A 25,498-nucleotide genomic window follows, 5' to 3' on the forward strand; every position below is an offset into this window, starting at 1 on the left:
CATTCAGGTGGACTTATTTCCAAAGGGCCTTTTTTTATGGCATTTTCATGATGATAGCGCTGTATTTTTTCCGGATTGTCCCATATAATGCGCAGAATGTATAAGGGCAGAGGGAAATGGGGAAGATACCTTTGCGCCATCAGAAACAGAAAAAAATGGAAGAACAGGAATTTTCAAATGAAATCAGGACAAATCTGGAGTTGATTTTAAAAGAACAGCTGGAACTATCTGCTAAGACTGACTATAGACAGGTGGCTGCGTTTATTCCTTTTGTGTATCAGTCAGAGCGGATATTTCTAAGTGCTGCAGGTCGATCGGGACTTGCCTTGAAGGCCGCTGCGATGCGCCTGATGCATTTTGGATTGCAGGTATTCGTGGTTGGCGAAATTACGGCTCCGGCAATTGGAGCGGGAGACTTGCTGATTGTGGCCTCTGGATCAGGGACCACCAGCTCCGTTTTAACCGCTGCAGAAAAGGCTGTTAAAGCAGGAGCGAAGGTCCTTGCATTTTCTACCACTTTAACATCGCCATTGGCAAAATTAGCGGCCCATACGATTATCATTCCTGCGGCACAGAAAGAAGATCATGGCAAAAGTATTTCTGCACAATATGCAGGCAGTTTATTTGAACAGGGATTGTGGCTGCTAACCGATGCAATCTTTCAAACCATGTGGGCAGAAAAAGGGATTCCTGCAGAGCAGCTCTGGAAAAGACATGCAAATCTGGAATAACAACCATCTGTAATCACAAGAATCCGGAGCAACAACCGCTAAAATATTAGTCGTCTGGAATAGCAATAGTAAGAACTGGTGTAATAACCATCTGGAATTAAAAAAGAACTTAAATAGAAATAAAAACAAATCATATTATGGCAAAATTACAAGTAGCAATAGATTTATTGAGCACAACAGAAGCATTGGCATTGGTCGCTAAAATCGCTCCTTATATTGATATTATTGAATTGGGTACCCCATTAATCAAACAGGAAGGTCTGGCTGTGGTAACCGCAATGAAAGCTGCATATCCGGATAAACTGGTCTTTGCGGATTTAAAAACAATGGATGCCGGAGAACTGGAGGCTGACATCGCCTTTAAAGCAGGTGCTGATCTGGTAACTGTTTTAGGTGCTGCCGGTGATGCCACCATTGCTGGTGCAATCAAAGCAGGAAAAGCACATGGCAAAGGCGTAGTTGTCGATACAATCGGGGTGGCTGACCGTGTGAAGCGTGCTCAGGAAGCGATTGCATTAGGTGCTGAGTTTGTTGAATTACATGCTGGTTTAGATGAGCAATGGACAGCAGGATATTCCATCCAGGTATTGATTGATGAAGCTGCAAAAGCTGGAGTACCTGTTTCTATTGCAGGGGGTGTAAATATCAATAATGTAGCAGCAGTCATAAAAGCAGGTGCTATAGTAGCAGTAGCAGGCGCAGCTATCTATGGTGCTGAAGATCCTGCAGCAGCAGCGAAGAGCTTACGTGAAGCCATTGATGCGGTAGCATAATTTATAAATTAATTGTTGAAACCGGCCGCCTGAAGAATTATCTTCAGGTGGCTTTTTTTTTAATCCTGACTATTTCTTAGATTCGTTACTGAAAAACAAGACTCCTGCCATTCCTCCTTTAATACAACCGTTCATCACAATTCAGGAAACTGGTTGCTTTCTTATGCTAACATTTGATGAAATAACTCAAACAAATTATGAAAAGAATTATTGCTACACTAAGTCTTACTTTATTCGTTTCTTTTTCATTTGCACAAGATATAGCAGGTGATTGGTATGGAAAATTAAACATTCCGGGAAAGGCTTTGCCTGTTATCTTTCACCTGAAAAAGGGGGAGCAGGGGTATGCTGCTACGATGGATAGCCCGGATCAGGGAGCTATGGGGATGGTCATTGATAAAGTGGAGTTTTCGGAAAACCGCTTAGTACTCACTTATGATCAGCTTAAAATTAGATTTGAAGGCATCCATCAGGCAGATAGTAATAAAATATCAGGAACTTTTCAACAGGGAACCTATAAATTTCCAATGGTACTTAGTCCGGATCAGTCTTCTGCAAAGGTAGTTAAGGTTGCCAGACCTCAGGATCCAAAGGATTTTCCTTATCAACAGGAGGAAGTCCTCTTTACTAATCCCAAAGGCGGACACCAACTGGCAGGAACACTGACCTTGCCCTCCAATGGAAAAGCTTCGAAAATCGTCATATTGATTACAGGATCCGGAGCACAAAACCGGGACGAAGAGATTGTGGAGTTCAATCATCGCCCTTTTCTGGTGCTGAGTGATTGGCTGACAAGAAATGGAATTGCAGTATTGAGATATGACGATCGTGGAACGGCAAAATCTACCGGGAATTTCTTTCAGGCCACAACTGCCGATTTTGCGGATGATGTGGAAGCTGCGGTAAATTTCATCGGTTCCAGACCTGATTTGAAAAAGCTAAGCCTCGGACTGGTCGGACATAGTGAAGGTGGGATGATCGCACCAATCGTTGCCGCCAGAAACAAAGCGGTTAAGTTTATGGTATTACTTGCCGGACCTGGTATTGCTTCCAGTCAGGTGATGAGGCAACAAAGTGAGGATATGAAGAAAGTAACGCAAAATTCTGATGATACCATTGTGATGGGTGCTTATATCAACGGAGTCGTGTTTTCTGCTATTCTGGACAACCCCGACTCGTCTACTGAAGTCCTGCAGCATAAGATAGATAGTGCTTTTAATAAAGGATTGGCAGCCTATCTGAAAAATAACGACCGTACTTTAGCTGATGCTATGATTGCCAAAGCTTCCAAACGTGCTCTGGGGCCATGGTTCCGTTATTTTGCGAAGTTTAATGCTGCGGATTATATTGCCAAAGTAAAATGTCCTACACTGGCGTTAAATGGCACACTGGATCTGCAGGTAAAATCGGAGCCTAATTTGGCGGGTATAAAATCGGCACTCGAAAAGGCTGGAAACAAGCATTTTGAAATTGTGCCTATGCCTAACCTAAATCACTTTTTCCAAAAAGCAGTTACTGGTAGTTTTGAAGAATATGCCGTGCTGACGGAGACTTTCAATCCTGAGGCATTAACTAAAGTGAGCACCTGGATCAACCGGTTATAGTGAAGGGAAAAGAGCCTTCCTGGTTTTGGATACTTCAGATCAGCGCCTGGATATTAATCGGCTTTATGAATTTTATGCTGCAATACTTTACCACGGATTTACCCCGTGCGGTAGTGTGGCGAAACTTCATTTCCATTGGCATCGGGGGCTTTATCCTCACCACCTTATACCGCTATTATTTAAAGAGAAAAAAAATCGCCTTTAACCTGTCCATGAAATCATTCATTGGCAATCTCCTGATTGCTACGGTACTGCTTTCCCTGATGTGGCTTGGTTTGATGGCGCTCATCTTCTTCTCTTTTGCGGATCAGTATCGTTTCAGTTTCAGAAATATTCTACATAATCTCTTCCCCACAACGGCAATCCTGCTGATCTGGACGCTGTGTTATCTTGGTTATCATTTGATGAGAAAATATCACCATCAGGAAATTGAAAAGTGGAAAATGGAAGCCGAGATCAAAAATATCCAGTTGGAGAATCTAAAAGCACAGGTGAATCCTCATTTTATTTTCAATGCACTCAATAATATCCGGGCATTGATTCTGGAAGATCATCAGCTGGCAAGGCAGATGCTGACCAAGTTTTCTGAAGTCCTCCGTTATGCCTTGCAGCATGCAGAGGATATCGAGATTACCATTGCCGAAGAGATTGGTATTCTGAGGCAGTACCTCGAACTTGTAAAAATACAGTATGAAGAAAGGTTAACTTTTAGCATCTCTGCAGATGAAACACTTTTGCAGCAAAAGATTCCTCCCATGGTGTTACAACTACTGGTAGAAAATGCAGTCAAACATGGGATTTCCTCCAGCGTTGAAGGAGGGAGAATTGATGTTCAGGTGGGTATGCTGAATCAGGAAATTCTTTTAACGGTTAGAAATACAGGTTCATTAAAACGTAAAGAGGAGCTGGAAGATAACCTCGGACTGGGAATTAAAAATATCATTGAACGTTTGGGGCTGATCTATGGCGATCGGGCGGGAATTTCCATTACAGAGGAATCCCCTGAGGTTGTTGTGGTCATCAATATAAAAAGAAGTACATGATCAAAGCGATAATTATAGAGGACTCCAGGCTTGCCCGTATTGAGCTGAATGAGCTGTTGAAAGACTTTCCGGAGATCGGATTGATCGGAGAAGCAGGGAACGCAGAGGAGGCGATTGAAATGATCAGAGATTTAAACCCTGATCTGATCTTTTTGGACATCCATCTTCCCGGAAAAAACGGATTTGAGATTCTTCAGGGACTGGACAAGGTTCCAATGGTGATATTTACCACTGCTTATGATCAATACGCCCTTCAGGCCTTTGAATATAATACAATGGACTATTTGCTGAAACCCATCGCTCCCGAAAGGCTGGGGCAGGCCATTGCAAAAGTGATGTCTCAGCTAACCAAGGTCAGGCTTACCTTAAAAAGGGATAAGCTGGGCCTGAACGACCGGATTTTTTTGAAAGATGGAGCTAAATGTTGGTTTGTCACTTTAAATGATGTACGTTTTTTTGAATCGAAAGGGAACTATACGCAAGTTCATTTTGAAAACAACAGTCCGCTGGTGCTGCGCTCTTTGCAGCAGATAGAAGATACACTGGATGATCAGCAGTTTATCCGGGTAAACCGTCAGCAGATGGTGAACGTCCGGTTTATTGTTGATGTGGTGGAATGGTTTAGCGGAAGCCTTAAGCTGAAACTGAGCAGCGGGGAGACAATTGAAGTTTCCCGCAGACAGGTACATCGGATCAAAGAACTTTTCAGCTTGTAAACGGAAGGGCTTTTTGGGATTAACGGAAGGTGATTCTGAAAATTTGTTGTTAATTTACGCTTGAAGATGGATGCTTAGCCTTGTTCGGTACTTGTCAAATGAAAGAAACAGAAAAAAAACCGGTCTTTAATTCCTTGTTAACGCAATACCTTCATTTTGGATTGCCTGTAGATCAGATTGATGAAAAAACTGACTTCACCATTCATAACTTACAGGATATTCACCTGGACCTTCCTTTTAAATCTCCGGTATACCGGGCCAACTTTTTCTCTTTTGTATTCGTGAAAGAAGCCTATGGAAAATATACGACCGACGATCTTATTTTTAATACCATCCCGGGAACGATTTATTTTACCAATCCCGGTCATTATAAATCCCACGAATGGGAACAGCTCAGTGAAGTTTGCCTGATCACGCTGAGCGAATCATTTCTAAAAGAAAATGTACATCCGGATGTGTTTGAGGAGTTTCCCTTTTTACTTGCCGAAACGGTGCTGCCCAGGGTACTGAGCCCGGAATCCTTCTCCGAATTTGAGCAGTTGTATCTGCAGATCCGGAAAGAATATTTTGGCAGTTCCCCCTATAGAAACCGAATGATTGGCAATCTGTTTGTGGTCTTGCTCCTGAAAATAAAAGAATATTTCTGGAAGGATTATAATCCAATTTATGAGGGAAACCGAAGTTCTCAGATTGTAAAAAGTTTCAAACAGACGCTCGAAAAACACTATCGGGATTTAAGTACAGGTAAGGTTATTCAGGCATTTCGGGTTCAGGAGTATGCCGATGCACAAAACCTGCATCCTAACTATTTGAGCAACGTAGTGAAAAGTAAAACAGGAAAAGCCATTGGTACCTGGATTGCCGAAAAAACAATTGCTGAGGCAAAATCATTATTGCAGCACTCCGCAATTTCGATCAAGGAGATGGCCTTTCTTCTGGGCTTTTCGGAGTATGCACACTTCAGTAATTACTTTAAAAAACATACCGGACTTTCACCGGTATCGTACCGTAAGGAGCAGCATCGCGTTTAGACCTTAGAGATTTGTATGACATGCTGTATGATCTGTATTTTGCGCCCGGTTTTTTTATCATCAAATGGCCTGTCAAAGTCCTGATCATGAAGATGAAAATATTGTTTTTTCTCTAATATTGTTGATCTTCATACCTGAAATGAATAAAAAGACCGGATTATTATTACTTGCTATATTTATTATACAGCTCTCATTTGCTCAGGACAGTCAAAAGGCTGTGCCTGGAGTAAAAACTGAAGAAAAACGATCTAAAGGAATAGTCAGTGTTCAAAGCCATTATTCCGTTAAAGAAAGCATGGATCGGTTGGTTTCGATTGTGGAATCAAAAGGAATGACGGTTTTTCTGAGAATGGACCATGCAAAAAATGCGGAAAAAGATGGTTTGGCACTGAGGCCAACCGAGCTGTTGTTCTTCGGAAATCCAAAAGCGGGAACCATATTGATGCAGGACCAGCAAATTTCTGGACTTGATTTACCTTTAAAAGTATTGGTTTGGGAAGATGAGACAGGTAAGGTTTGGCTGAATTACAATGATGTCAACTGGATTGCAGAAAGACATGGATTAACAGAGAAGAGTAAAGGCATTAAAAAAACGATGGAATCAGTAATGGCCGCGGTAGTGAATGCCGCTGCAAAAACGAATCTATAGCAAACGATATTTACCAGACAGCAGACCGGAATGGAATACGAGTATATTTCTGTAACAAATAAACGGGCTTTTGCCATTTTGGAAGATGCGGGAATCCGGTATTCTTTACAGAAAGCGGGAGCAGAGGAACAACATTATTATCGCTATGAAGAGATCAGAGGGGTCAAGCTGTTTGTTGCAGAAGCGAATTGGTACAGCATCGTCATTAGTTTTTCCAATAGCGCTAAGCTTCAGCTCAAGAGTGTCAGCCGCGATCCCCTTAAAAGTAATAAACTGGTTCAGAAAATGAATTCCCAGGACCTGGATTACCGGAATTGGGTACTTGGTTTACATGATCGATTGATCTCTAAGGGGCTTAGTCATTCGATAAAGTTTAGTCAGGGGAGGAGCTTTGTGTTCATTGGACTGATCATATTGATGGCATTTGTAGTGCTGGCTTTTCTGGCTGCATTGGCAATAAGCCAATACGGTCTTGCGGTCATGATGGCCTCAGGTTTATTATTTCTCTTTTTATATGCCAGACATGTTGGCTTTGTTAAACCTTATGATCCGACCGTATTGCCTGAGCGTTATCTTCCTGTAGTATAACTGCCTTTTTGTATTATTTTCTTTCCCTTAAAGGGAAAATCGTTTAAATATTTTTATATTTATTATGATGGAAAATTCAGTTGTTCAGCCTGTTAAGCCTAAGGAGAGGATTGTTATTGTAGACATTCTGCGGGCATGGGCATTGCTTGGAGTAGCAATTGGTAATTACGTGGATTACTTTGGGCTTGGAAAAGAAGTAAAACATGCGCCTGATAAAGTCTCAGATATTTTAATGCTGGTCAATAAATACTTTTTTGCTGCAAAATCCTGGACATTGCTCAGCGTACTGTTTGGTTATGGTTTTGCGATTTTAATGAACAACATTGCAAAAAAAGGCAAAAATCCAATCTTATTTTTTTCTAAACGAATGTTCTGGCTATTCGTTCTTGCCTTCATCAATTCTGCCTTCTGGTTTGGTGACATTTTAAAAGACTACGCGATTCTGGGTTTGCTATTGCTGGTGTTTTACAAGGCTTCCGCTAAAATGGCCTTCAGGACAAGTCTGGTTTTACTCCTTATCCTTCCCTTTATTGCAGCTTACCTGGCCTCCCTGAATAATTATGATTTCCAGAAAGAGATGGAGAAAATTTTGCCGCTCTTTTACAGCCATAACTGGATTGATATTTTTGTGATGAACCTTAAAGGAACCTATTTTCTGGAGATGATCAACCCTCAATATGCAATATCTGTACGGATCATGATGTTCGCCTGTATGTTACTGGGCTTCGCAGCCCAGCGCGTTGGTTTCTTTGATCATCTGACAGCGTTTAAAAAGCAATTGATCACCTTGTTTTGGGTAAGTCTTGCTGCTGCAATTGTCTTAAATGTTGGGACAAAGATTGCGGTCGCACAAGAGTTTACTTTACTGAAATTCTTTAAACCGGGGTATTGGACCATTTTATGTACCATGCTGAGTATCATGTCTGGTATCTGCTGGCTTTACATCAGCGGTAAACTGAAGGCTGTTTTTAATGGGTTACAGTTTATGGGTAAACTAACCCTGACGAATTATATGGCACAAAACGTGATTGCAACATTACTGTTCTTAAATGTTGGATTGGGATTGTTTAATACTCAACCCTATTGGTTTTATGCATTAATGGCCGTATTGGTTTTTGCCTCACAGATATTGATCAGCAAATGCTGGCTGAGCTATTTTAATTACGGCCCCGTAGAATGGGTATGGCGACAGTTAAGCTATGGTCAGCATCTGCCACTCAGAAAACAAAAAAATCAGTAAGAATAAATCAATCTCTAAAAATATTATGTCTGTTGTCATTCCTATTATCCGGATTTTTGATTCCCATAAGGCGCTCGAATTTTATATCAACTGGCTTGGTTTTAAGATAGATTGGGAACATAAGCCCGATCATACGCCAATCTATATGCAGATTTCCCTGCGTGATGTAATTCTTCATTTATCAGAACACCATGGTGATGCAAGTCCCGGAGCGCATGTCTCTATTGATGATTTTACAAGATTAAGGGAATTCCATCAGCAGCTCATTGATCAGAATTATAAGTATAACCGTCCGGGGTTGGAAGTGCCGGAATGGAACAGCAATGGAATTATGATGACGGTACATGACCCTTTTGGAAACAGACTTACATTTTCGGAAGAAATGACAACCCTATCTTAGGGGTGATTTTCTGTGTTTTTCTATGAATTAAGTAGATGACTGGAAAAACAGGGCTTAGAATTCGTTTTTAATTATACATTTGAATACGAACTATAACCTGTTATTTAAATGAAACTTAGTACCCTACCTAGACTATCTTTTCCGTTTTTATTTTCTTTCTTCGCAATAAGCAGTCAGGCCCAAACCAAGGACAGTCTGTCTTTAAATAGCCTGATTAAGAAAAACACTTTCAATTATAATAATGGCGAATTCAAAGGGCCAGGTTGGGATATACTGAAAAAGGAAATACAAAAAGTTCAATTTTTAATGATTGGTGAGCAGCATGGTGAAGCCGAAATACCTGTCTTTACGGGAAAAGTCGCTGAGATCCTTAAGCCCAAGGCCTTTGTGGTAGAAATTGATCCATATTCTGCAAAACGACTGAAAAAAGTTACAGCGAATCTGGCGGGAGATACTGAACACTTTCGGAAGTGGCCATATGATTTGTCTTTTTTTAGCTGGGATGCGGAAATGAAGCTGGCAAGAAAACTGATTGCTGATAAAGTTGACATCTGGGGACTAAATGAAATTGCCTTTATGTCTAATGGATTATTTTTCGAAGAACTATCCGCAGTTTCTAAAATACCAGCCAACAAGAAACTGGCGATACAAAAATCTATTGAGTATGGAAATCATGATCGGCTACTTTATACTGATATCATAAAAAACTGGACGAACCTGAGTTACTATAAAATGACTCCCGGATCTATCGACACCCTGCTGTATACCTTTAGGAATGACAATAGTCAGAGTAAAAGGATGTTACTTGATTTGAAGGCTAGTCGTCCTATGTTGGATGGGAATCATGAAGTGCGCCTAAACTTGATGAAAAAGAATATGATGAACTATGTTTCATCTTACATTGGAAAGGACTCGATCAATATTCCTAACCTGTTGTTTAAATTTGGAGCAAATCATGTTGCACGTACCAATGATGTAAATGGATATTTTGAAATAGGTAATCTTGCAGATCATCTTGCCGCTGCTGCGGGAAAGAAAACGTTGCATATCCTGATTTTTGGTAAAAACGGCACATGGAATGACATGAGATCAATTGATAATAGCATTTCAGTGAAGCCTTATAATGTAAAGGAAGATCCGGATCTTAAGGTATTTAAATCATTCTATGATCAGGTGAACGATCAGGAATGGGCTGTTTTTGATTTGCGACCTATAGGCAGAGCGATAGAAAATGGAAAACTAAAAGAAATTGATTCCAGAGTGAGTGATTTTGTGAAAAGTTTTGACTTGATGGTATTATTTGGAACAGTAACAGGGAGTAAATTCATTCAATAGATTCTTACTTATCGTGCAGGGAGACTGAGGTTTCTGAACATTAAAAAGGGCCTGATTACTTAAAAAAAGTAATCAGGCCCTTTTTACATCATCGGTTTTTGTATATGTTTTGTATACGCCTCCACCTAAAATGTAGGCGTTCTGTAGGAAGGATACATTTGGAGAAAGAGCGGATAAGGTTGCAATTTTGTTTCATACCATCAAACTATGAAATACAGATTAATTTTATTGTTTTTTTTATCCATAAGTATGAGTTGCAATCTCATACACCGGCCAGAAGAATACTTTGATAAAGCAGCTTTAAATACCAATATGATTTCACGATTTGGTGGAAGTTATTTCCACACTTATCAGAAATATATCAAAGGTGGAGGGAACAATGCCAGTTTCAATTCCTGTGAAAAATACCTGCAAAACTATTCCATCGCATCCGCAGAGCGAGATCTGGAGAAAGTAAAAGGGCTTTATCCCGGAACTGAAGCTAAACCGATGATTGACGCTTCTATAGACCTTTACACTTTTGTCTTACAAAGCTACAAGACAGACCATTTGGAAATCGCCAGAATGATAGACAAGAATGTTGCTGCCGAATCGATTAATCAAGCCATTCGGACTCTTGACGAAAAGAGCTATGCCAATTTCGCTGAGAAATATGATAAGCTATGGAACATCGCCAAAACCTATGCTAAAGACAATGGTATACAAGTAAAGGAAATGCCTTTTTAACTTAAAAAAATACAGAAATGCAAACATTAAAATACTTTGAGCAAGAAGGGGGTATCTATCATTTAAAAGTACAAAAAGGCCTTTTTTACACTATTTCCGTATTGGGCTTTGGCGCGATGATCGCCACTTTGATATACGGAACCACTAAAGGCGCTTATATGGGTGCTGCTCTTTTGGCCTTTATAGTAGTAATGGGGATTCTTCGCAGTACAGGTAAAATAAGTTTCGATACCCAAAGTCGTAAAATCCGCAAACAATCCTTTTTCTTTAGTTCTGAAATCACCTACAATTTTGATGATTTTGACTATTTCCTGATCTCTAAACTTAAAAGTGCGTTTATCACAGTAGGCGTATCGGCTGTGCTGGTGATGTATGTAAACGGAAAAACGAAGAACATTTTACTCCGGCAAAGTTTCTTTACGGCCAGGCCTCTGCAAAGACTAAATGATGAATTAAGTTCGATTATGGGATTATCTGATTAACTTGAGTAAAAGAAAAAGAAATGATCCGAGTAAACCGAAATCACCTGTATCTCAAAACGCTCCCTGTTTCTTCCATCCTTTGCCCTCTATGTGGAGCCAGTGGCAAAATGGAGATGGCTTTTTATCAGGTCCAGATCGAGACCGATAACATACACAATACAAGAAAGATCACAGCTTCAGTGAGCTGTAGCAATTGTAATAAGGATATTCCCAATATACGTTGGAACAATGGGCTGGATGAGTTTTACCGGACTGAGAAAAAGCAGATCAAGGTAATTACCTCTTTTAAGATTGGTACTAAAGGGAAGGTCTTGTTGTGGATAGCCGGCATATTTTTCGGTGCCATATTTATACTGCTCGCTGTACTTTACATTTATGGTCATATGAAATCCAAATAGATCAATCATTTCAGCATATGGAGAACGAGACCAACCAAAAGGACAGGCATTTTGCCGAAGACCACATCTACCAGGGCAATAGAAGGGAACCTTATATCAAAGCCATTAGTTATTTTGTATTCGGGTTATTTTTTATCACAGTAGGTATTGTCAATTTTTTAAAGCTAAAAAACTGGGAACAAACCGGTGGTACTTATGAAATGAACCAGGCAACGGAGCTGATGTACAAAATCGGAGGTAAGTGGTTTATCCTGGCTTTTATGGTTGTTTTGGGCCTTGTGATTGGTAGAAAAGGATTTGTGCTTTGGAAAAGAATAAAAACACAGGAAAGGATATAACACGTAAAATTCTATTTTATGATTTTAAGAATTTCAGCAATCTGATCGGGCGTTTTATTTTTTATGCTCAATTCTTCTGCTCTGCTTATTTTTCCTTTTTCGTAAAAGTCCATGCTGTAAGTACCTTCCTGATCACCATTTCTATACCTTAATCCAATTTCTTTACCGTCAATGAACGTATGGTATCCCAGTCTGCCTATTCTCCATCCATCATTTTCCAATAGGCCAACAAAGTTGGGGATGTTGAAGTCAGCAGTACTAAATATAGCTTGCGCTACCCATTCAAGCGCCGGGCTGTAGTATTTTCCCTGAGGGTCCTCCTTTTGGTCCTTAGGATTTTTTAATTGCTCCTGATAGATTTTGTTGCCCTTTTGAAAATACATGATCATTTGTTTAGGATCGATATTTTCTGTCGCATTCAATTCCGTATGTATAAGTTCAACCTTATTCACCAGTTTATTCTGGTTGTCAAAATACTCCAGTTTCCGGCCATTATTACTAAAGCTGACTTTAGCACTGCTCCGTTGTACGCTGCTGATTAAAAAACCTTGTGCATCAGGTGTAATTTTGATCATTTCCCCATAGTTTTCAGCGTACAGGCCAAGCATGATATAAGAAGTTTTACGGTCTTTCACAAAACGGACCACTTCCCCAGCTCCGCGTTTTATGGTTGCAGGAATAATTTCCATCCCGTCTTGCAACTCAGCATTCAGGAACGTGCTTTCGGAATTCAGGGTGATAAAATTTAGCCTGTTGTCTTCGCTCTCAATGGTATGGAACAGGTTGTTGTACCATTGCATGGTCAGCACTCCATCTTTGTAAAAATCAAACAGGAGCCATTCATTTACCTTTTTTCTATCCGCTCTAAAAAAGCCGTTATAAGGTTTTCCATCTTTGAAGTCGCCAACCAGATATTGCTCATATCCTGTCGATTTTACATAGTTGCTATACTGATTTGGTTTGAGTGCATCATCTACATGCACCATTTTATTTAATTGTTTGAGCAACGTATTGTTTTCGTTAATACCGTCATAACATTTAACGTAACCAACTGAAAGATCCTCATTCAAAATACATTTGATTGCTGTTTTCTCTTTACTGATCTCGTGATCTGCTGTGAGATATAGTTGTTCATCTTTATCGTCTTGTGCCATGCTGAATAGGGGGATACTGAGGAATAAAATAAGGAGTTTATACATGTTAGATGACGATTAATATTTCTGTAATATAAGCAATAGATTTCTGCTGTTTGTCTATTATGACCTGTTCACAACGGCAATAGCGATCCCATCATGCTCCTTTACACCAACGGTTTGTATAATGGTGGCTGTTACGTTTTTGTTTTGCTGAAGCATTTTGTTAAAACGTTGAACTCCTTTTACTCTTTCGTCGCTGGTGTTTTCATCCAGTACTTTGCCTTCACGGATCACATTGTCGCAAATGATCACTGTTCCTGGTCTCGACAGTTTTAATGCATACTCAAAATACTCTGTATAGGGTGGCTTGTCTGCGTCTATGAAAATAAGGTCAAAAGGGCCCTCATTATTTTCAATTAATTGAGGCAGGATTTCCATCGCCTTTCCCACCCTGAAATCTACTTTGTCAGAAAGTCCGGCATTTTCAATGTTTTTCCTGGCAACATCCGAATGGTGCTGATCCACTTCCAGCGTAATCAACTGCCCGTTTTCGGGTAAAGCTCTGGCAAGCCAAATGGTGCTGTATCCTGCAAGTGTCCCTAATTCCAGTATTCTTTTTGCATTAGAAAGGATGGCCATTACCTGCAGCATCTTTCCATGATTTGGAGTTACACTTATTTGGGGGAGTCCTTCCTCGTCAATAGACTTAATGGTGTCCTTTAATATCTGGTCCTCGGGAGCGAGAAGGTCACTAATGTACTGGTCTACTTTTCCAAATATATTTTCGTTCATCGTTTTATGTATATTGTTTTCTGATAATTCTAAAATTAGAAATAATCCAGCTCATTTTTACATAAAACCCTATCTATGATTTTATCCAAATGGTCTTTTTGCCTTTCCATAGTTTGTGCAATCTTCGTTTCTTGTAGTTCATCATCTACGGATCAGCAAAACAGTAATGTTCAGGAAAACAACAGCAGGGCCCTGATTATTTACGGAGCAGATGGAACAGTTACATCTTACGATATTGACGATAAAAAGGTAAACTGGACCTATAAAAATCCTGGAGAAGTTGAAAACAGGGATAATACATTCACTATTGAAAACGATTTGATCTATGTTCCTTTTTCGAAAGGGAATGTTACTGTTTTAAATGCCAGAAATGGCACTGTTAAATGGTCAAAACAATTGATATCTGCCAGGGATTTAATCAACTCGAAACTCGAAGATACTTCTTATGTAATAAATGGACAATCTGCTGCCATCAGTAAGGACAGGATTTACCTCTCTGCCAGAAACAGTCAGTTATATGCACTAAACAAAGAGGATGGAAACAATTTATGGAAAACCCCTTTGAAAGGTCCATATACTAATTATCCGCCATTATTTATTGGAGATTTTGGGTATACCAATAACCAGGAAGTACTTTATAAATTTGATCAGAAGAATGGTTCAATCGTATGGGAAACAGGGTTTAAAAAACATCCTTTAAATGCCAAACCAGCCAGCGATGGCACTTTGATTTATAGTAGTGATGGAATTAAGGAATTATATGCAACAGATCAGGACTCAAAATTAAAGTGGAAATTCATCAGTCCATATCCTGACGGGTTAAGCTATGACAAGCTGCTTACCGGAGAAAACACAGTTTATATGGTTGGGGGAAACTTAAAAACCAATACTACTGCAATTGTTGCCGTAAATACGGCTAATGGTACTAAAAAATGGGAATCCGTTTTTAACAACCAGATGATCACTTATTTCCAGAATATCGGAGGAAAGATCTATGCATATACTGATCAGGTGTTCTTTGTACTAGATGAAAAAACAGGAGTGCAGGAGTTTAGTGCAGATTTTCCCTCATTTGAACAAGCAGGTCAGGAGACAGCCATTTCCAATATTGTACAGATAGATCCTAAGACGGTAATTTACCAAAGTAACAATGGCATCGTTAGCTTTGATATGGAGAGCAGATCATTTTCCATTGATTATGAAATCCGCGCCCCGAAGTCGTCTTTCCCCCGTAATGTAACCTGGATTGAAATGTTAGGGGCAAAGTGAAGCTTAATAAACCACAGTAGAAAAGGCTTCCCTTCCGGTACTCAGGTCTGATACATCCTTTATACAAGGCTAATTTTTGCCTGAGCTATACCAGGATCAAAAATGGGGTTAAAAGGGCGCTAAGCCGAAGCAGGCCCTATCAACCCCTGTCGTAAACCCGGACTGGTCTGTGGTAATCTAAAGCTTCGGTTAGCAATATTACCTGACTAAATACAACGGGGTCCCAGCTTATTTTATTCTTACCAGGTCCAGGTCATGAAAATCAAAACTAAAATCAATATTAGGGGAGATGCCTTTCATTTTTATCCCTTGAGCTTTTCCTTCTTCATCCAACGAAAACATCGCAAAAGCATCACATTCCATATCCCTGTATTCCCATTTTATGGCAAAAGTATTGGCTTTATAAAATTGCATTTGCCCTGTTAGTTTCGGAGACCGGTATGATTTAAACCAAAGTTGCTTGTCTTTCAGGTATATTTCTACTTTCCCAAACCACTTGTCCTGATAAACGCCTGTAAAATCTTCCTTTTTCAGGTTGTTGTTCTTGCCCGATTTTACGGTTTCCCAAACTTTTTTGACTACCTCGTCACCCGTATTTTTTTGCGAATTGAGATGTGCATAGTATTTGTCAGTCCATCCAAAATCGGCTAGTCCCAGATAGCTGTCAATAATGGTTTGGCTGACCGCCGAAAATACACCAACACCACCGTTTTCTGTATTGGTCAGGATAGTGATGCCCAGATTTAAGTCGGGAATCATGGTCACAATAGAAAGCATTCCGGGAATTCCACCAGTATGGGAAACACTCAGATGATCTTTGATATTTGCTATTTCCCAACCCAACCCGTAACCTCTAAAGCGGGTGTTGTACCTTGGGCTTGGATCTGTGTCTTCTACAGTATGTATTTTCCACATTTCATATTGACTCTCAGGACTGAAAAGATTTGATTGTAATGTTGATCCGTATTTGCCTTTATTTAATTGAACAAGCATCCATTTTGACATGTCATCGGCATTGGAAAAGATTCCACCTGCTGCTCCATTCATCATGTCTCCAAATGTTCCTATTTTTTTTATTACACCGGATGCTGAAGAATGTGCTGATGACAAATTGCTTTTGTCTTTCATCCCTGCCAGCGAGCTATAAGAAGCTTTCATTTCAAGGGGCGCCATAATACGTTTCTGCACAAAATCTTCCCAGGTCATTCCGCTTGTCCTTGCAATCACTTCTCCAGCCACGAGATAAAGCTGGTTGTCATAATCAAAATGGGTCCGGAATTCAGATACAGGCTTAAAATACTGAAAGTTGCTGACCACATCTTTAATGGTGAAATCTGAACCATCCGGGAAAAGCATTAAATCACCAGCCCCCAGACCAAGTCCGCTGCGGTGTGTCAATAAATCCTGAATATTAAAATTCTCAGTTACATAATCGTTGTACATCTTGAATTCAGGAATGTACTTTTTTACTTTGTCGGTCCAGCTCAGTTTCCCTTCTTCTACTAAAATAGCCAGTGCTGCCGTGGTAAATGCCTTACTGTTTGACCCAATGGCAAAATTGGTGTTTTCATCAACAGGCTGTTTAGTTTCCGTAGATTTTGTGCCGAAGCCCTTTTTATAAACCACCTTACCATCTTTGACAATAGCCACTGCAGCACCTGCAACATTAAATTTTTTGATGGCATTTTCTACAAGAACATCAACCTCTGTATTAGAGATTTGAGCGAAAGAGTTCTTGTTGATGAAAAACATAAACAAGAGGAAAAGCGAAAGTGTTAATTTTGATTTGTTCATTTAATCTTAATTGAATTTATGATTTTCTGTTAGTATTGAGCTCCACAGCTAATATGCGTAATGTTTTTAATTTGTAAGAATAGTTATTGAGCTATTTTTAAGACTAAGCGATGTCTTTTATGTTACATGATACCGGGAATTGTCCATACTTATCCGCGATTGGTCTATGATTTTTTTGGCGATTAAGGCTTACCTTGCCTGAGCTTAATATATAGATGAAACAAAAGCCGCCAATTCCAGTTTATCATTTGCATGAGCGGACTGCCAAGAACTTCCAGCTGCTTAAACTTGACCGGTATCCTGACATCTCGCATTGGAACAAGGCACATCGTGACGATAATTATCTGTTGATGTTTCAACAATCCGGATCCAGTACGGTCATTGTGGATTTTCAGGAAATAACGATTTCAGGTTGTGCGATCTACTGTATCCTTCCTGGCCAGGTTCATTATGGTGTCTCTACACTCCATACCACAGCATGGGTATTGGCGCTTGACCCTGCCTGCATCAAAGAAGATTTTCGTACCGTACTGGCAGACTTTGCGATCATGAACAAGCCGGTGCTGTTAGCAGCGCCAAAAGGCGAATTGTTCAATCAGAGTTTTTTGCTACTCAAGCGGTTAGGCGAACAGGTTGATCTGAATAGAGAAGATCAGACGCTTATTTCTATGCTTGAGGTCTGTATTTGTATGTTCGTAGCAGCATGCATGGGTAATAAAAGCCTGACTGCACCGTCAGCACATCGCCCACAGCTGATCACCAGGCAGTTCAGGAGCCTGTTATTGCTGAGTTTCCGGGAGATGAAGAGTCCTTCAGAATATGCTGCTGCGCTCAATATCTCAGCATCCTATCTGAATGAGGTGGTTAAAGATAGGACAGGTCACCCGGTCAGTTACTGGATACACCAGGAAATCATTCTCGAGGCCAAGCGGATGCTTTTTTATACCAATAGCGCTGTAAAAGAGATCTCTCATCTGTTAGGATATGCAGATACGCCCTATTTTATCCGCCTTTTCAGTAAGATCGCGGGCATGCCTCCTTTGCAATTCCGAAGCAATTACCGTAAATAGTCCAAACCTTCCTTTGAATGGTTCATTGATTCGACCCGGCCAGCTTCCAACCTTTGTGTTACTCAAAACAAGAAGAAAAAATGGAAGAGAAAGTACCCAAAGACAATAAACTGAAACTACTCATTGGTGTAGCGGTTGTGATCACTGCACTTGGATATGGCATCAGTGCCTACCTTAATGGCCCTGCCTGTGAAAGGACTGATAACGCGCAAATCCAGTTGCAAAAAGCCACCAATCATTTTATCAATAATCAATAAGTTATGCCTAACGTACCTAAATGGGTGGCCGATCAGATGGAGAATTTATTGTCTTCCAAATACCTCGATATAGAGGTAACTGAAACGATCATGTACAGCCCTGAAATAAAGAGGATAATATTCCGCGGGGAACTGAGCCATATCGACTTTTATCCTGGCTCTTCTATGGTTTTTCGTACCAGCGACAGGGAATTACGACATTATACACCCTCGGCCTTTGACCGGGAAAGGGGGGTGTTGGAAATTCTGTTTCATATTCACGGTAATGGTCCGGGTAGCAAGCTGGCAGATCGGTTACTGCCAGGAGAGCGTTTAAAAGTATCCGCACCCGGCGGAAAAAAGCTGTATGAAAAAGATAAGACGTTTCATTTCTTTTTCGGTGATGAGACGAGTCTCAGTTTTTATGTCGCACTGCTTAGGGAGATCAATAAGAACAAGCAATGGGCAAGAGGCATTTTTGAGTTAAACGAGGCCAACAGAAACATTGCCGAAGAACGGGGATATGATGTTAAAACCGTACTCAAAACGCCTGAGGAGCCTGGAAAGGAGGCGCTCATTGTATTGGAAGCCTGGATAAGGGCCAAGCCTGAACTATTTAAGCAATCTGTGTTTTATTTGACCGGGAATGTAGCTTCTGTGCAAAAGTTCCGATCTGTATTAAAAAAGTACGGTGTCAGTTCTAAGAATATAAAATTGCAAGGATATTGGGCTGAAGGGAGTGTTGGTCTGTAGTAAAAAAAAATCTGTAAGCTTCTCACTTACAGATTTTTTTTTATGGTAACAAAGATTAGTACTCAGAGCGGGAATCGAACCCGCACGACTTTTAAGGTCACAGGATTTTAAGTCCTGCGTGTCTACCAGTTCCACCATCTGAGCAGGTGATTACCTTTTAAAAATAAATGCCTTCATTTAATGAAGGCATTTAGAGCGAAAGACGAGATTCGAACTCGCGACCCCGACCTTGGCAAGGTCGTGCTCTACCAACTGAGCTACTTTCGCGTTGATAACGTCACGAAGATAGATATACTTTTCATTTTTCCATACTCTCTTTTGAACATTTTACCGAATAGACTGGATTTCAAGCAATAAAAATTTATATTTTTTTTCCGAATACCTCTTTCTAAAGGTTTTTAAGGTCGTTTAGCCTAAGAATTTACTTTTCTTCGGAAGGATACCCATCGCTTTTAGGTGTGCAAAATCCCTTTCCAACCATTTCTTTGATGAATTTCTGTGGGGTGGTACCCATAAAATGTCTAAAATCCTTGATCAAATGGCTCTGGTCATGGTATCCATGGGTATGAATCAGGTCAAACAGGTTTAGTTTTTCATCGTTTTGATGCAAGATCTGTTGAACTACATCTTTAAACCTCAAAAATCTGAGCAGTTCTTTTGGTGAATATCCTACATATTTTTGAAAACGCAGCTGGATACTTCTTACGGTTAGATTGGTTTCAGCCGCAATGGCTTTGACTGGTTGAACCAGGGGATTATGAAAATAAGAAACACGCTTCAGTAGCGGTTTAGATGCAGCATCAACAGGTTCAGTAAATTGAGCAGTGTAAGAACTGAGCAAATGAATTCTTTCCTGTAAATCATCTAATTCATTCAATTCTTCCCAAAGCTCAGCAAAACAGCTTTTGTCAATCAGGAGGTCCGGATCGAAAACTTCTCCTGTTCCAAGTTCGTTCAATGGAAGTTTAAATAACCTGTAGAATCCATTAAGTGTGAAATTGGCTACAATGGCATGGCTTCCGGGCTGCAGTTCATAATTCAATAGCTTTCTTAAGGGGCCTATTGCGGCAGTGCGGGTGATGGTTGCCGTTCCCAGCTCTTGTTCATTAAAGGAAATACGTACAGGCGTACCAAAATTGAAAATCAATAACATTTCGAAATTTGGAGACAGGTGTTTGATCACCGGTTTTGCTGATGCTGAGGTTTGGAATTGATAGAAATGACTCAAAACACCGTTTAGCGGAGCTTCTACCTCAAACAAATGAGCTTCAAAATCCTTTTCTTCCATATTTAACCGCATTTGTTTCCTCTGTCAGAATTGTGCTATCACAAAAATACTTAAATCAAGTGCAATATCATTGGTGATAAATAGCCTGTTTTATGTAAATTTAAGTTAGTATCTATACAAAATCTATCGCCATGATCATTAAAATAATAAATGCTGCATTGATTTTATTCGCTGTTTTTATGGGATTAAAACAAGGCTGGGCAATGTGGAACGCTAAACCCGAAATGCTGGAAATGTTTGGGAAATGGAATTTCAGTAAAACAGGGGTGATGATCAACGGAGTGGTCACGATGTTGAGTGCAATACTCATTCTTTTTCCAAGGACTTTTCTTTTGGGGAATTTCCTGATGGCAGCGGGAATCCTGATGATCATCTGTTTGCAGTTGTTAAATAAAGACCTTAAAGGGGCGGCAATTGAATTGCCTTTTTTAGCGCTGAATCTGGTAATCATCTATCTGCAACACCCATTAACCAAAACAAATTGACATTTTTCCAGATCATAATCAATTAGGTTGATGTTTGCGGGGTAATCGTCAATTAAATTGATGCTTTTCCTGATCATCATCAAATCAGTTGATGCTTTGCCAATGTAATGTTCAACTAAGTTGAGTTTTTGTCTTATTTGATGGAATGTTTGTTTCCAAAGTTATTATTCTAAATTCGCTCCGGAAAATATATGCAGGTAAAACAGGAATATATTCAATTGAGCGATCTGGAACTGAGTTCCCTCTTGTCTGCCGGTGATGAAATCGCCTATACCGAAATTTACAACAGGTATCATGGGGCATTGTATATTCACGTTTTTAATAAACTTCGTCATAGGGAAGATTCCAGGGATATTGTCCATGATCTTTTCATCAGCCTCTGGAATAACCGGGATAAACTAGTATTGAAAACCACGCTTTCTGCATATTTATATACTGCGGTGAGGTATAAGGTTTTTGATTTGATCTCTCATCGGGAAGTGGCTTCGAGGTACCTGGAATCGGTAGTGAAATTTTCCGAGCAGGAAGATGGCATCACCGATTATGTGATTCGGGAAAAACAATTTCTCGCCATTATCGAACAGGAGATTGCCGCACTGCCAAAGAAAATGAGGAGGGTCTTTGAGATGAGCCGAATGGGGAACCTGAGTCATAAAGAAATTGCTGCAGAACTTGATCTGTCCGAAAAAACAGTAAAAAAACAGATCAATAATTCGCTTAAAATCCTAAGAAAGAAACTTGGAATGGCAATCTTTACTGCATTTATTCTGTAACCGAAAATTTATTATTTTTTTCTACGCCCTACAGGAAACTTGTCCGACTCTAATTTAGACAAAGCAAGCTGAGCAACAATTGTATCCGTTAAGGGGAATAAAACCCGGGCCTTTACAAAAGATCAATAGATCAACTTATTAGGCTTGCTGATAGATGAAGAAACTAATGATGATATCCCAATGAAAGAGACTGAAGTGTTAGCCTTGCTGAAAAAGTATCGGGACAAGAATTGCAGTCGGGAGGAACTTGCTTTTCTTGACCGCTGGTATGAAAGCCGGGAAGGTAATGGAATTGCAGAACTTAGTGAAACTGAGTTTAAGGAAGACCTGCTTTATATTGCAAAGGGTTTGCCTTTATATACACCTGCCTTGCAAAAAAGACGTGTATGGCCACAGATGGCCTCGGTGGCTGCTGCTGCAGCAGTGTTGGTATTGGGTTTCATTCTCTACACTTATACCCCATTCTTTGGAAAGCCGAAGGTCCCGCTTCAATTGACTACTTTGAGCGTTCCTGCTGATCAGCAACGTCAGCTGACTTTGGCTGATGGGAGTACGATTTGGGTAAATGCAGGATCAAAAGTCGGCTACCCTAAACAGTTTGATGGCAAAACGCGTGAAGTATACCTCAGTGGAGAAGCCTATTTTGACATTAAACAAGATCCGGATAAACCATTTATTATCCATACCGGAAAACTGAAGACCACCGTTCTTGGAACAGCATTTAACATCAAAGAAGATCCACAATCACATCGGGTAACGGTTACCGTAACACAAGGAAAGGTGAGCGTAGCAAACGGTACTGAAGTATTGGGAATCATCAAACCGAATCAACAGATTAGCTTCAATACCGCAGAAAATAAGTTTGCATTAACCAATGTGGATGCAATGAAGGCAATAGAATGGCAGAAAACAGGCCTACGCTTTGAGGACATCAGCTTTGCAGATGCTGCAATTAAACTGGAACAAAGATTTAAGCTGAATATCAGTTTTGAAAATAAAAAGCTACAAAACTGCAGATTTACAGGAACGGCCTTAAATGGCGAGAACCTGGATCAGATCCTTAAAGTGATTTGCTCATTTAATAAGGCAAGTTATGTGAAGCAGCCAGACGGTAGTATACTGATAAAAGGGGAGGGTTGTGAGTAGTAAACTGTATATCATTACCCTTTGCTTGTCGGCCGTATTTGTGTTATTGACCATTCCTGGAAAAGGGCAGGACATGAGTAAAGAAATGGTAAGTATTGGGCTTAACGATGAAAACCTCAATGATGCCATTAAAAAGATAGAGGCCCAGACTGCCCTCAGATTTTACTACCGCAGTTCGGAGGTAGCAAAATTGCAGCACCTCAGCCTGATCACAGAAAAGAGAACAATTGAAGAAACGTTGAAACAAATCCTTCAAAATACTTTCTTTTCCTTTCGTCAGGTAGATCATAATATCCTTCTGGAATTGAACAAGGCTGCTGATTTTGAAATTAAAGGGAGAGTGATCGGGAGAGACCAGGAAGGAATTAGTCTTTGTACTATTCTTTTGAAACAAGGAAATCAGCTGGTTTACTCAAAACTCACAGATATAGCCGGAAATTTTCAAATGAAGGTAAAGGAAAAGGGAGATTATCTCCTCCTGGTTTCTGCTGTAGGAATGGATAGTGTATCTGTTGCTTTAAGCCTGGCTGATCAACCTGTCATTCTGCTGCCGGATTTAGTGCTGAGTTCAAAACCCAACCGTTTAAAAGAAGTGACCATTACAGGAAAAAAAGCTTTTATTGAACAGAAGATAGACCGGACCATCGTTAATGTAGGTTCATTGATCTCCAATGATGGGGCAAATGCACTGGAGGTATTGGAAAAATCACCAGGAGTAAGCGTGGATGCAAATGGAAAAATTAGTTTCAAAGGAAAACCCGGAGTACTGGTTTTAATTGATGGAAAGCCAACTTATTTGTCCGGCACTCAATTGGCCAGCTATCTGAGGTCAGTTCCTTCTTCTTTGTTGGATCAGATTGAGCTCATGGATACCCCACCAGCAAAATACGATGCCGCCGGAGACGGAGGTATGATCAATATCAAAACCAAAAAATCGAAGGCGGAAGGTTTCAATGGAACCTTGTCTGCAAATTATGGTATTTCCCATTATGGACAAACTTCGGAGAGCCTGAACATGAATTACCGGCACAATAAAGTAAATGTCTTTGCCAATGTGAGCTACGGCCTAAATCAAGGGTTCAGGCAAACGGAGCTGTTACGGGAAATCTCAGATGATCAGGGAAAGTTAAGTTCAATATTCAGACAAAATCTCCTCATCAAACCGAAGAATAACAATACCAATTTAAAACTGGGAATGGATTATGAACTTTCGCCAAAAACTACCTGGGGAATCGTGTTTAATGGAAGTTTCTCTCCGGGTACCATGCAACTACCTTCATCGAATTACCTCTATAACGGTCGGGGTGAGTTAGATTCTACGGTATTGGCTGATAATAGTGGTAAAAGTCATTTCAATAAAGCAGGGCTCAGTTTGAATTATAATCACGAATTTGACAGCAACGGAAAAGTTTTCTCATTAGACCTGGATTACCTGAAGTATAATGCAAATAACAGAGAGCTGTTCCAAAATTCGACCTATCTGCCAGGAGGAACTTTGGCTATTCAGCAAAATATGACCAGTACTTTGCCGTCCGACATCAGCATTTATGCTATAAAAGCAGATTATACACATCCTTTAAAAGGGAAAGCTAAAATGGAAACGGGATTTAAAAGCAGCTATGTAAATACAGACAATGAAGCCAGTTATTTTGATGTGGTAAATGGGCTAAGTAGTCCTAATTTTACCTTTTCCAATCAGTTTCTTTATAAAGAAAACATCAATGCCGCTTACCTGAATTTTAATAAGGTTCATAAAAGATTTGAGTTTCAGGCAGGACTAAGGTTGGAAAATACCAATTCAAAAGGGCAACAGGTAGGAAATGTATTACACCCGGATTCTGCTTTTGTAAACCATTATACCAATCTTTTCCCAACAGCCTATTTATCTTATAGACTGGATACTGCTGGAAACCAGTTGCTGATCGCTTCTTATGGAAGAAGAATAGGAAGGCCGTATTATAAAGACCTGAATCCCTTCACCCAGCCTTCGGATAAGTTTACTTATTCGACAGGAAACCCATTTTTAAGACCGCAGTTTGCAGATTATTATAAACTTAGTTATCAATATAAAAGTTCGTTCGGTGCTGCTGTTTTTTATAACCGGATTTCAGATCTTCAAAATGAAGTGGTCAGACAGGAGGGGAATATCTTTATTGATGGAACAGGAAATATAGGAACTGCGACTTATCTTGGCGCGTCCATAAACCTGGCGCTTTCTCCTTTTTCCTGGTGGATGATCAATTGTTATGCACAGGTGGTCAGTAATAAATATAAAGGGCAATTGCTTTCCACTGTTCTCGATCAATCTTCTACTTATTTTGAGACGAATACCTCAAATCAGTTTAGCCTTCCCGGAGGATGGAGTGCTGAACTCAGCTTTTTCTATGTAGGTAAACAGGCCAATGGACAGGCAATAGTGGATCCCTTTGGACAGGTCAATACAGGGCTTCAAAAGAAGCTGATGCAGAACAGGGCTTCTCTTAAATTCAATGTCAGAGATGTTTTTAATACCTATAAAGCGGATGGATTAACCAATTTCATTCCCAAAGTGTATTCTACTTTTAGAAACCGGTTTAATTCCCAAGCCTTTACCCTCGGCTTTACCTATAGTTTTGGAACAGCTGTGAAGAACAAAAGAAGAAATACCGGAGGTACGGAAACGGAACAAAGCAGGGTGAAAAATTAAACAGGGTAAAACCATT

The 25,498-nt window shown here is 40.1% G+C and carries 27 protein-coding genes and 2 tRNA genes; 23 read left to right on the plus strand and 6 right to left on the minus strand.

The features are described 5' to 3' along the window. Nucleotides 1–155 precede the first annotated feature (155 nt). The 15 genes from hxlB (at nt 156) to BUC20_RS11720 (ending at nt 12,054) form a co-directional block, all read left to right on the plus strand. Entirely contained in the window at nt 156–731 is a 576-nt protein-coding gene (hxlB, locus tag BUC20_RS11650; protein WP_073231015.1) for a 6-phospho-3-hexuloisomerase, read from the plus strand. Between the two features lie 137 nt (nt 732–868). Then, a complete protein-coding gene (gene hxlA / locus BUC20_RS11655) occupies nt 869–1,504 on the plus strand; it encodes a 3-hexulose-6-phosphate synthase (protein WP_073231017.1) in 636 nt (211 codons plus the stop codon). Nucleotides 1,505–1,701: 197 nt separating this feature from the next. Continuing rightward, nucleotides 1,702–3,108, plus strand: a complete 1,407-nt coding sequence (locus BUC20_RS11660) for an alpha/beta hydrolase family protein (RefSeq protein WP_073231018.1) — start codon at nt 1,702–1,704, stop codon at nt 3,106–3,108. Then, complete coding sequence (locus tag BUC20_RS11665; RefSeq protein WP_073231020.1) at nt 3,108–4,151, plus strand: sensor histidine kinase; 1,044 nt, start codon at nt 3,108–3,110, stop codon at nt 4,149–4,151. The genes BUC20_RS11660 and BUC20_RS11665 overlap by 1 nt, the downstream gene beginning before the upstream one ends. Then, on the plus strand, nt 4,148–4,867 hold the full coding sequence (locus tag BUC20_RS11670) for a LytR/AlgR family response regulator transcription factor (RefSeq protein WP_073231021.1): 720 nt from the start codon (nt 4,148–4,150) through the stop codon (nt 4,865–4,867). The genes BUC20_RS11665 and BUC20_RS11670 overlap by 4 nt, the downstream gene beginning before the upstream one ends. 98 nt (nt 4,868–4,965) lie before the next feature. Further along, a complete protein-coding gene (locus tag BUC20_RS11675; protein ID WP_073231023.1) occupies nt 4,966–5,898 on the plus strand; it encodes a helix-turn-helix domain-containing protein in 933 nt (310 codons plus the stop codon). A 139-nt stretch (nt 5,899–6,037) separates the two neighbouring features. After that, a complete protein-coding gene (locus BUC20_RS11680; RefSeq protein WP_073231791.1) occupies nt 6,038–6,547 on the plus strand; it encodes a DUF302 domain-containing protein in 510 nt (169 codons plus the stop codon). 30 nt (nt 6,548–6,577) lie between these two features. After that, a complete protein-coding gene (locus tag BUC20_RS11685) occupies nt 6,578–7,135 on the plus strand; it encodes a hypothetical protein (protein ID WP_073231025.1) in 558 nt (185 codons plus the stop codon). Between the two features lie 64 nt (nt 7,136–7,199). After that, nucleotides 7,200–8,375, plus strand: coding sequence for a DUF418 domain-containing protein (locus BUC20_RS11690; protein ID WP_200800931.1), 1,176 nt, complete (start codon nt 7,200–7,202; stop codon nt 8,373–8,375). A gap of 25 nt (nt 8,376–8,400) precedes the next feature. After that, nucleotides 8,401–8,775, plus strand: a complete 375-nt coding sequence (locus BUC20_RS11695) for a glyoxalase superfamily protein (RefSeq protein WP_073231793.1) — start codon at nt 8,401–8,403, stop codon at nt 8,773–8,775. Between the two features lie 108 nt (nt 8,776–8,883). Beyond that, nucleotides 8,884–10,110: a hypothetical protein gene (locus BUC20_RS11700; protein WP_073231026.1), complete on the plus strand. Its 1,227-nt coding sequence runs from the start codon at nt 8,884–8,886 to the stop codon at nt 10,108–10,110. A gap of 249 nt (nt 10,111–10,359) precedes the next feature. Next, nucleotides 10,360–10,836: a hypothetical protein gene (locus tag BUC20_RS11705; RefSeq protein ID WP_143166764.1), complete on the plus strand. Its 477-nt coding sequence runs from the start codon at nt 10,360–10,362 to the stop codon at nt 10,834–10,836. 17 nt (nt 10,837–10,853) lie between these two features. After that, complete coding sequence (locus BUC20_RS11710; RefSeq protein WP_073231029.1) at nt 10,854–11,318, plus strand: hypothetical protein; 465 nt, start codon at nt 10,854–10,856, stop codon at nt 11,316–11,318. Nucleotides 11,319–11,338: 20 nt separating this feature from the next. Beyond that, complete coding sequence (locus BUC20_RS11715) at nt 11,339–11,716, plus strand: hypothetical protein (RefSeq protein WP_143166765.1); 378 nt, start codon at nt 11,339–11,341, stop codon at nt 11,714–11,716. A gap of 17 nt (nt 11,717–11,733) precedes the next feature. Then, nucleotides 11,734–12,054: a hypothetical protein gene (locus BUC20_RS11720; protein WP_073231032.1), complete on the plus strand. Its 321-nt coding sequence runs from the start codon at nt 11,734–11,736 to the stop codon at nt 12,052–12,054. An 11-nt stretch (nt 12,055–12,065) separates the two neighbouring features. Here BUC20_RS11720 and BUC20_RS11725 read toward each other — a convergent pair whose 3' ends face one another. Next, complete coding sequence (locus tag BUC20_RS11725; RefSeq protein ID WP_073231034.1) at nt 12,066–13,253, minus strand: hypothetical protein; 1,188 nt, start codon at nt 13,251–13,253, stop codon at nt 12,066–12,068. 57 nt (nt 13,254–13,310) lie between these two features. Further along, nucleotides 13,311–13,982 (minus strand): O-methyltransferase, encoded by a 672-nt coding sequence (locus BUC20_RS11730; RefSeq protein WP_073231035.1) that lies wholly within the window; start codon nt 13,980–13,982, stop codon nt 13,311–13,313. A gap of 75 nt (nt 13,983–14,057) precedes the next feature. Here BUC20_RS11730 and BUC20_RS11735 point away from each other — a divergent pair, with 75 nt between their 5' ends. Beyond that, complete coding sequence (locus BUC20_RS11735; protein ID WP_073231037.1) at nt 14,058–15,251, plus strand: outer membrane protein assembly factor BamB family protein; 1,194 nt, start codon at nt 14,058–14,060, stop codon at nt 15,249–15,251. 228 nt (nt 15,252–15,479) lie between these two features. Here the strand turns inward: BUC20_RS11735 and BUC20_RS11740 are convergent, their stop codons facing one another. Then, nucleotides 15,480–17,045, minus strand: a complete 1,566-nt coding sequence (locus BUC20_RS11740) for a serine hydrolase (protein ID WP_073231039.1) — start codon at nt 17,043–17,045, stop codon at nt 15,480–15,482. A 215-nt stretch (nt 17,046–17,260) separates the two neighbouring features. Here BUC20_RS11740 and BUC20_RS11745 point away from each other — a divergent pair, with 215 nt between their 5' ends. The 3 genes from BUC20_RS11745 (at nt 17,261) to BUC20_RS11750 (ending at nt 19,104) form a co-directional block, all read left to right on the plus strand. Then, the gene (locus BUC20_RS11745; protein ID WP_073231041.1) at nt 17,261–18,115 is read left to right on the plus strand and encodes a helix-turn-helix domain-containing protein; all 855 of its coding nucleotides are present in this window, start codon (nt 17,261–17,263) and stop codon (nt 18,113–18,115) included. An 80-nt stretch (nt 18,116–18,195) separates the two neighbouring features. Next, nucleotides 18,196–18,372, plus strand: coding sequence for a hypothetical protein (locus BUC20_RS33900; protein ID WP_159441091.1), 177 nt, complete (start codon nt 18,196–18,198; stop codon nt 18,370–18,372). A gap of 3 nt (nt 18,373–18,375) precedes the next feature. Beyond that, the gene (locus BUC20_RS11750) at nt 18,376–19,104 is read left to right on the plus strand and encodes a siderophore-interacting protein (protein ID WP_073231043.1); all 729 of its coding nucleotides are present in this window, start codon (nt 18,376–18,378) and stop codon (nt 19,102–19,104) included. Between the two features lie 59 nt (nt 19,105–19,163). On the opposite strand, the gene BUC20_RS11755 is transcribed toward BUC20_RS11750, so the two are convergent. The 3 genes from BUC20_RS11755 to BUC20_RS11765 all read right to left on the minus strand — a co-directional run bounded on the left by BUC20_RS11755 (nt 19,164) and on the right by BUC20_RS11765 (nt 20,392). Further along, nucleotides 19,164–19,248 (minus strand) — tRNA-Leu (locus tag BUC20_RS11755). A 50-nt stretch (nt 19,249–19,298) separates the two neighbouring features. After that, nucleotides 19,299–19,371 (minus strand) — tRNA-Gly (locus BUC20_RS11760). Between the two features lie 154 nt (nt 19,372–19,525). Then, complete coding sequence (locus BUC20_RS11765; RefSeq protein ID WP_159441092.1) at nt 19,526–20,392, minus strand: helix-turn-helix domain-containing protein; 867 nt, start codon at nt 20,390–20,392, stop codon at nt 19,526–19,528. 131 nt (nt 20,393–20,523) lie between these two features. Between BUC20_RS11765 and BUC20_RS11770 the strand changes: the two genes are divergently transcribed. The 4 genes from BUC20_RS11770 to BUC20_RS11785 all read left to right on the plus strand — a co-directional run bounded on the left by BUC20_RS11770 (nt 20,524) and on the right by BUC20_RS11785 (nt 25,482). After that, on the plus strand, nt 20,524–20,877 hold the full coding sequence (locus tag BUC20_RS11770; RefSeq protein WP_073231046.1) for a hypothetical protein: 354 nt from the start codon (nt 20,524–20,526) through the stop codon (nt 20,875–20,877). A 191-nt stretch (nt 20,878–21,068) separates the two neighbouring features. Then, nucleotides 21,069–21,650 (plus strand): RNA polymerase sigma-70 factor, encoded by a 582-nt coding sequence (locus BUC20_RS11775; RefSeq protein ID WP_073231047.1) that lies wholly within the window; start codon nt 21,069–21,071, stop codon nt 21,648–21,650. Nucleotides 21,651–21,830: 180 nt separating this feature from the next. Next, nucleotides 21,831–22,796 carry a FecR family protein gene (locus BUC20_RS11780; protein ID WP_143166766.1) on the plus strand — a complete coding sequence of 322 codons (966 nt, stop codon included), beginning with the start codon at nt 21,831–21,833 and terminating at the stop codon, nt 22,794–22,796. After that, complete coding sequence (locus tag BUC20_RS11785) at nt 22,789–25,482, plus strand: TonB-dependent receptor (RefSeq protein WP_143166767.1); 2,694 nt, start codon at nt 22,789–22,791, stop codon at nt 25,480–25,482. Before BUC20_RS11780 ends, BUC20_RS11785 begins: the two co-directional genes overlap by 8 nt. Nucleotides 25,483–25,498: the final 16 nt, after the last annotated feature.

Source organism: Pedobacter caeni (genome assembly GCF_900129215.1).
GTDB lineage: Bacteria > Bacteroidota > Bacteroidia > Sphingobacteriales > Sphingobacteriaceae > Pedobacter > Pedobacter caeni.

What these genes read in the sequence shown, in the direction of transcription:
- hxlB (WP_073231015.1), top strand. Translation starts at nt 156, where the DNA reads ATGGAAGAACAGGAATTTTCAAATGAAATCAGGACAAATCTGGAGTTG.
- hxlA (WP_073231017.1), top strand. Translation starts at nt 869, where the DNA reads ATGGCAAAATTACAAGTAGCAATAGATTTATTGAGCACAACAGAAGCA.
- BUC20_RS11660 (WP_073231018.1), top strand. Translation starts at nt 1,702, where the DNA reads ATGAAAAGAATTATTGCTACACTAAGTCTTACTTTATTCGTTTCTTTT.
- BUC20_RS11670 (WP_073231021.1), top strand. Translation starts at nt 4,148, where the DNA reads ATGATCAAAGCGATAATTATAGAGGACTCCAGGCTTGCCCGTATTGAG.
- BUC20_RS11675 (WP_073231023.1), top strand. Translation starts at nt 4,966, where the DNA reads ATGAAAGAAACAGAAAAAAAACCGGTCTTTAATTCCTTGTTAACGCAA.
- BUC20_RS11680 (WP_073231791.1), top strand. Translation starts at nt 6,038, where the DNA reads ATGAATAAAAAGACCGGATTATTATTACTTGCTATATTTATTATACAG.
- BUC20_RS11685 (WP_073231025.1), top strand. Translation starts at nt 6,578, where the DNA reads ATGGAATACGAGTATATTTCTGTAACAAATAAACGGGCTTTTGCCATT.
- BUC20_RS11690 (WP_200800931.1), top strand. Translation starts at nt 7,200, where the DNA reads ATGATGGAAAATTCAGTTGTTCAGCCTGTTAAGCCTAAGGAGAGGATT.
- BUC20_RS11695 (WP_073231793.1), top strand. Translation starts at nt 8,401, where the DNA reads ATGTCTGTTGTCATTCCTATTATCCGGATTTTTGATTCCCATAAGGCG.
- BUC20_RS11700 (WP_073231026.1), top strand. Translation starts at nt 8,884, where the DNA reads ATGAAACTTAGTACCCTACCTAGACTATCTTTTCCGTTTTTATTTTCT.
- BUC20_RS11705 (WP_143166764.1), top strand. Translation starts at nt 10,360, where the DNA reads ATGAGTTGCAATCTCATACACCGGCCAGAAGAATACTTTGATAAAGCA.
- BUC20_RS11710 (WP_073231029.1), top strand. Translation starts at nt 10,854, where the DNA reads ATGCAAACATTAAAATACTTTGAGCAAGAAGGGGGTATCTATCATTTA.
- BUC20_RS11715 (WP_143166765.1), top strand. Translation starts at nt 11,339, where the DNA reads ATGATCCGAGTAAACCGAAATCACCTGTATCTCAAAACGCTCCCTGTT.
- BUC20_RS11720 (WP_073231032.1), top strand. Translation starts at nt 11,734, where the DNA reads ATGGAGAACGAGACCAACCAAAAGGACAGGCATTTTGCCGAAGACCAC.
- BUC20_RS11725 (WP_073231034.1), bottom strand. Translation starts at nt 13,253, where the DNA reads ATGTATAAACTCCTTATTTTATTCCTCAGTATCCCCCTATTCAGCATG.
- BUC20_RS11730 (WP_073231035.1), bottom strand. Translation starts at nt 13,982, where the DNA reads ATGAACGAAAATATATTTGGAAAAGTAGACCAGTACATTAGTGACCTT.
- BUC20_RS11735 (WP_073231037.1), top strand. Translation starts at nt 14,058, where the DNA reads ATGATTTTATCCAAATGGTCTTTTTGCCTTTCCATAGTTTGTGCAATC.
- BUC20_RS11740 (WP_073231039.1), bottom strand. Translation starts at nt 17,045, where the DNA reads ATGAACAAATCAAAATTAACACTTTCGCTTTTCCTCTTGTTTATGTTT.
- BUC20_RS11745 (WP_073231041.1), top strand. Translation starts at nt 17,261, where the DNA reads ATGAAACAAAAGCCGCCAATTCCAGTTTATCATTTGCATGAGCGGACT.
- BUC20_RS33900 (WP_159441091.1), top strand. Translation starts at nt 18,196, where the DNA reads ATGGAAGAGAAAGTACCCAAAGACAATAAACTGAAACTACTCATTGGT.
- BUC20_RS11750 (WP_073231043.1), top strand. Translation starts at nt 18,376, where the DNA reads ATGCCTAACGTACCTAAATGGGTGGCCGATCAGATGGAGAATTTATTG.
- BUC20_RS11765 (WP_159441092.1), bottom strand. Translation starts at nt 20,392, where the DNA reads ATGGAAGAAAAGGATTTTGAAGCTCATTTGTTTGAGGTAGAAGCTCCG.
- BUC20_RS11770 (WP_073231046.1), top strand. Translation starts at nt 20,524, where the DNA reads ATGATCATTAAAATAATAAATGCTGCATTGATTTTATTCGCTGTTTTT.
- BUC20_RS11775 (WP_073231047.1), top strand. Translation starts at nt 21,069, where the DNA reads ATGCAGGTAAAACAGGAATATATTCAATTGAGCGATCTGGAACTGAGT.
- BUC20_RS11780 (WP_143166766.1), top strand. Translation starts at nt 21,831, where the DNA reads ATGAAAGAGACTGAAGTGTTAGCCTTGCTGAAAAAGTATCGGGACAAG.